Source organism: Leptolyngbya sp. FACHB-36, assembly GCF_014695955.1.
GTDB lineage: Bacteria > Cyanobacteriota > Cyanobacteriia > Leptolyngbyales > Leptolyngbyaceae > FACHB-36.
In genome coordinates this window covers 1-4,874 of the sequence record NZ_JACJPG010000162.1, presented here as the reverse complement: position 1 = coordinate 4,874, position 4,874 = coordinate 1, and the positions used below count along the sequence as shown (strand labels likewise).

Sequence of the window (4,874 nt, the reverse complement as noted above, 5' to 3'; positions counted from 1 at the left end):
CGTTGATTCTGCCAGCGCGTGGGCAAAATATCTTACGGACACGGCAGGGCTGTCTGCTTTCGTCGCTCGTCCTTCGGATGCGCCTCCTCCGATTTCTGCTGCCCCGCCGCAAATGCCAACGACACCACAGGCTCCGTCTCAGGCTCCGTCTGCATCTGCCCCACCGCAGCCAACAGCCGCACCTCAGCAAACGGCTGCTCGCACGTCATCGCGCTACAATCCTCAACCGCTCGGCGCGGGTTTCGCGGTGTTGGTGGATTTCTTCAGTCGCCCAGAACTGGCGGGGCAAATCCAGCAAATTCTTGGAAAAGACGTTGGGCTGGTGTCCTACGGTCAGCGTCCGTACCTGCTGGCAATTTACACAGGCGACCAGACGACGGCAAACTCGATTCTGCAAACGCTGACCGATCGTGGCTTTTGGACGATGGTGGTCGATAGCCGCCGCGTGACGCTGCTGCGACCTGCCGTTAGTCTCACAGGATCGATCGTTCAGAACTGAACGTATTGAGCGGTGATGTCTGCACGGGTTGTCGATCGTGCAGGGCAAACGCATCATGTCAACAAGCAACAATTTCGCCCTTCTTGCCAAATTACTTCTCAACAGTTAGGGCTTATTGAGAAGTAATTTGACGACTGATAGTGGAATCGACTACCCAAAACACAACTGTTATTCTCCAAGCAAGTTAGATCCGTTTGCTCTGCCTAATGGTTCCGGTCAGCGGTTGCAAATAACCTTGAGCTAAGCATCAGTAGCCTCTTTCAATCCGCTGCACCAGGATTGTTCGACTGTGATGACGGCTCAAGTTTGTTATTTAACATACTCTTTTTCAGGGGCTGAAAAGGAGTTTGAGTCATCCAGGGTTGAACTTCAAGATTGCAAAGCCAGTCTTCTACAGTTGGAATCCAACCTAGATCATCCTGGATATGTTGTTCCGCGATGAGACGAACAGGAATCTTCTGTCTAACAGTGTTTTCGATAGTAATCCCAAAAACTTGCTCACAAAGGAAAATACCTTCTGCATGATGGCGTAGAGCGCGATGGCGCAAATCGGGTAGAAAAGCTTTTGTCTCATCAAACCAGTTGTGAATATTTAGGTAATCTTCGGGAACACCACCAAAGAGATCTGCTGAACGAATTGAGTGGTACCAAGAATGAGTCATAGGATTACTACCTTACTGCCTCTGTTCATCGGTGATCTCTCCGGTTTCAAGATTTGCTCTAAAGGAACCTTTCATTGAGTATTCACCAGTGCCGTAACCTTGACCAAGTAAGAAAGTTGCTAATGAACTCGCTAACAAGTCAAGAAAAAACTCCACACGCTGCTCTGGAGACGGTTCTCCCAGAGAGTGATAGTAACTGCGTAAGTATTGAGATGTTTTACTACCAAGTGAACCTTCTGCAAGTTGGTACTTGAGGTCGTCGAACTCTATGATTCTATCCTCAAGCTTAACTCCACTAAAATGAGCGAATCCCTCATCACCTCCCCCGTTATATCTGCAATAGATAACTTTTACCCCCAGGTCACGAAGCACATCAAAAACCTGACGTGAATCTGGATCAAGATTTTCACGGTTGAACTGCCCACTAGCTAGTTCATATTCGTACTTTCTTTTACCGCGATACTTAAAGTACGGCATACCTAGATATGAATCCTACAGCAACAAATATACTTCAAGCTTTGTCAGACATGATTAGCCTTATTGCAGCATATTTTTCCTACTATACAGATTTGATGAAAACCACCAACACTTCTAGGGGCATCAACTGTAAATAGATATTGTTACGTGAACTAACTGCCAATAGATTATGCAGTCGAACAACTTATTACACAGACAAAAGTCTTGATAACGTCCTGATTGGAACATTACCAAGACTTTTGTCTGTGTATTCACCCTGTAAAGAGCAATATCGAGACTTTTGTCTCATGATATCTCCGCTATGGGACATTATCGAGAAGACCTCCGTATTTTTTGAGATCCCCTCAACCGATCGTCCCTCCCTCCCAATTTCAAACTCTCCAGCTCTCCAGCCAAGGGATTGACGGAACACCCGCACTCCCGTTATTCTCACTGACTAAGGTTGCAAGTGTGTTCTCTCACATGCAGCCCGTATTCCCAAAAATTCAGCGACGCTACCCAGCGCTGTTGCAAGCAGCAAAGGGTAGCTAACCTCCGAGACTGTTAGTGGCAGTCACGGTGGCTAAGGGCGGATCTTAGCATTCTCCTAGCCACCTTGCTTCCTTGTGTCGTGGGGTGGCTGAGTTTTTGGGATTTCCTCAACGTGAAATACAGGAGATCCCAATCATGCTACGAGCGTTTTTGTCATCGCTGCCGCCGATCGATCCCGGTGCGCCGCTACCCGATCGTCAACCTTCTGACGCTTGGGAAGAAGTGCGCGTTCTCGTTATCAGCAGTCCTGAAGGCGTGCGCGAAACCGTGCACGAATTACATCGACGCGGCTTTGCCCAAGTGGGCGCGTGGAGCAAACTGCTACCCGCCCCGACTTCCGGAGAAGTCATGAGCATCCTGACGCGCAGACGTGCACGAGAGCGACGCGAATAAGCGATCGCGCAATAAGGGCGACGCGGCAGCTCCATTGCGCCGATCGCCCTCTTCCTTTCTTCGCCGCTGTTTTAGGTGCGTTTGCCCCAGATCGCAGCATGTAGCCTCATTGCAGCGCATCCCTGTTTTATACTAAAAACTCTAAACGAACGGCAGAACTATGGTCAGCGAAGTCAAGACAGTTTTGGGACGCGGAATTCCTCTACACGGCAACGATATCGATACCGATCGGATTATTCCAGCTCGGTTTTTGCGCTGCATCACCTTCGATGGATTGGGTGAGCAGGCGTTTGCCGACGATCGCGCTGCCCTCAATGGAGAGCACCCCTTCGACCAACCGCAGTACCAAGGCGCAACCGTGCTCGTGGTAAACGGTAACTTTGGCTGCGGTTCCAGTCGAGAGCACGCGCCACAAGCGCTCTCTAAATGGGGCATCCAGGCGATCGTGGGAGAGAGCTTCGCCGAGATTTTCTTTGGCAACTGCGTGGCAATGGGCATTCCCTGCGTCACGGTCGATCCTGAAACTGCCGCACGGTTGCAGAGCCGCCTCACCGCCGATCCGCAGAGTGAGATCCAGGTGGACTTGGACGCGATGCAGGTTCGGTGCGGAGACGTTGTCGCTGCGATCGCGCTGGGCGACGGTCCTCGAAAAATGATGCTGTCTGGCACATGGGATGCCTGCGGACAACTGGTTGCTCAGGCAGATCAGATTGAGGCAACAGCGGCTCGTTTGCCCTATCTGGCGTGGAGCAAGGTGGCGGTTTAGTCTCGCTAACCGTTCGACGCATAGCCTCTGGGTAAAACAGTGCCTCCCACGATCGCCTGCTTCAGGTCGAGGTCCGCAGGGCTTACCTGCTGCAAGGATGCCCAGCGAAGGTCAGCACCATCTAGCTTTGCTCCGGTTAAGTTGGCTCTCAGCAGGAGAGCCGTCCTTAAATTTGCGTTCGTCAGATCGGCTTCGCTTAAATCGGCATCGCAAAGCTCGGCACCGTGTAGATTGGCTCCTGCCAAATTTGCTCCCCGCAGGTTGGCGCCATTCAGTACGGCTCGGTCTAGCTTGCTGCTCGATAAATCTACGTGAGATAAGTTAGCTCCACTTAACCGTGCAGCCTGCCACTCGCAGTGGCTAAAATTCCGCTCCCCAGCAGCATACCGCTTGTAAAGTTCGTCTGAATTCATCCCGATCGTCCATTAGCTCTTTGCTACTGCGGTTCCTACGATAGGGTTTGAATTCCTACTGGACGTCTTTCAACAGAAGGACGCAGCCGTAACATTAGAACGTAGTTTAAAGCACTGCTAGGACTGAAAACATAACACTGGTATGTCAGCCTTTCTCCTCGCTGCACTACTTCCGGTAGAGGACTGACTCGCTATCCTGGAAGAGTGATCAGACGACATAAAACTATGGTTGGATCGGTGACACAGATTGAGCAAGACCTTGCCGCACTAAACACCGCGATCACCGCGATCGCTGACGAGTTACACGATGCTTACTCCAGCTATTTGACCGCTTTAGGGCAAGCGGTTAGCCAGCAAATGATTCTTGCCTGCTACCACGTCTGCACGCAGGGCTACCCAGATGGATTTCTGCGTCTCCCTGTGAGTCAACGGCAGCACTTGCAGCAGACCCTCCGACATTTGGCACAACACGTGCAAGAAGAACTCTTGGCGCAGCTTCACGTGCCGATCGTGCCAGTAAACTTGCTCGATGAACCCGAAACCGATGAGGAAAGCCCTGAGCCTGCGGCAACGCCCGAAACGCTTACGCCAGCTCATCTAGCTCAGTGGCAGCACGACCTAGAACAGGCGATCGTCGAGGAACTCCGCACAGCCTCTCACGCCGCAAACCGACTACTTCAGCAGGCAGATGTTCTACCGAAGAAGCTGCCAGAACCCGTCTTAGAAGCGGCGGCAAAAGCAGATGCAGCGGAGGGTGCAGGCAGCACACCCAATCTGCTGACCATGCTGGTCGAAACGGTGGATGATGCCGACAGAGACAAGCCCAAGTCCGACGCCAAAGGGCACGCCGTGATGCACATCGTGGCAATTTACCTACGATTGGCGGAAATTGAGTTTGCCGATACATTAGTCACAGCGGCGCGGACGCAGATTCGCAGCTTGACTGCGCGGCTCAAAACGCTAGGACGCGAGTATCAGAAAAAGCAGCGCGAGCGAGCAGTTGCCGAAGCACAAGCCGCTTGGCGATCGACGTGGACAGATGAGTAATGCTAATTCGGAATTCGGAGTTCGGAATTTGGAATTGTAAACGCTTGATTTGGTCAAGGTTTTAGTCGTTTGATCGGTCGCTGGAA

General features: G+C 51.6%; 6 protein-coding genes and 1 pseudogene. 4 read left to right on the top strand and 3 right to left on the bottom strand.

The features are described from left to right. A pseudogene (locus tag H6F43_RS02460) lies at positions 1-499 on the top strand (hypothetical protein); the annotation flags it as partial. A gap of 260 nt (positions 500-759) precedes the next feature. Here the strand turns inward: H6F43_RS02460 and H6F43_RS02455 are convergent. Both H6F43_RS02455 and H6F43_RS02450 read right to left on the bottom strand, forming a co-directional pair. Further along, positions 760-1,161, bottom strand: a complete 402-nt coding sequence (locus H6F43_RS02455; RefSeq protein ID WP_190340421.1) for a hypothetical protein — start codon at positions 1,159-1,161, stop codon at positions 760-762. A 12-nt stretch (positions 1,162-1,173) separates the two neighbouring features. Then, positions 1,174-1,638 (bottom strand): hypothetical protein, encoded by a 465-nt coding sequence (locus H6F43_RS02450; RefSeq protein WP_190340420.1) that lies wholly within the window; start codon positions 1,636-1,638, stop codon positions 1,174-1,176. A 666-nt stretch (positions 1,639-2,304) separates the two neighbouring features. Between H6F43_RS02450 and H6F43_RS02445 the strand changes: the two genes are divergently transcribed. Further along, entirely contained in the window at positions 2,305-2,562 is a 258-nt protein-coding gene (locus H6F43_RS02445) for a hypothetical protein (protein ID WP_190340419.1), read from the top strand. Between the two features lie 160 nt (positions 2,563-2,722). Beyond that, a complete protein-coding gene (leuD, locus tag H6F43_RS02440; RefSeq protein WP_190340418.1) occupies positions 2,723-3,328 on the top strand; it encodes a 3-isopropylmalate dehydratase small subunit in 606 nt (201 codons plus the stop codon). A gap of 5 nt (positions 3,329-3,333) precedes the next feature. Here the strand turns inward: leuD and H6F43_RS02435 are convergent, their stop codons facing one another. Further along, positions 3,334-3,741, bottom strand: a complete 408-nt coding sequence (locus H6F43_RS02435; RefSeq protein WP_190340417.1) for a pentapeptide repeat-containing protein — start codon at positions 3,739-3,741, stop codon at positions 3,334-3,336. Positions 3,742-3,966: 225 nt separating this feature from the next. On the opposite strand from H6F43_RS02435, the gene H6F43_RS02430 reads away from it, so the two are divergent. After that, positions 3,967-4,788 (top strand): hypothetical protein, encoded by an 822-nt coding sequence (locus H6F43_RS02430; RefSeq protein WP_190340416.1) that lies wholly within the window; start codon positions 3,967-3,969, stop codon positions 4,786-4,788. Positions 4,789-4,874 lie beyond the last annotated feature (86 nt).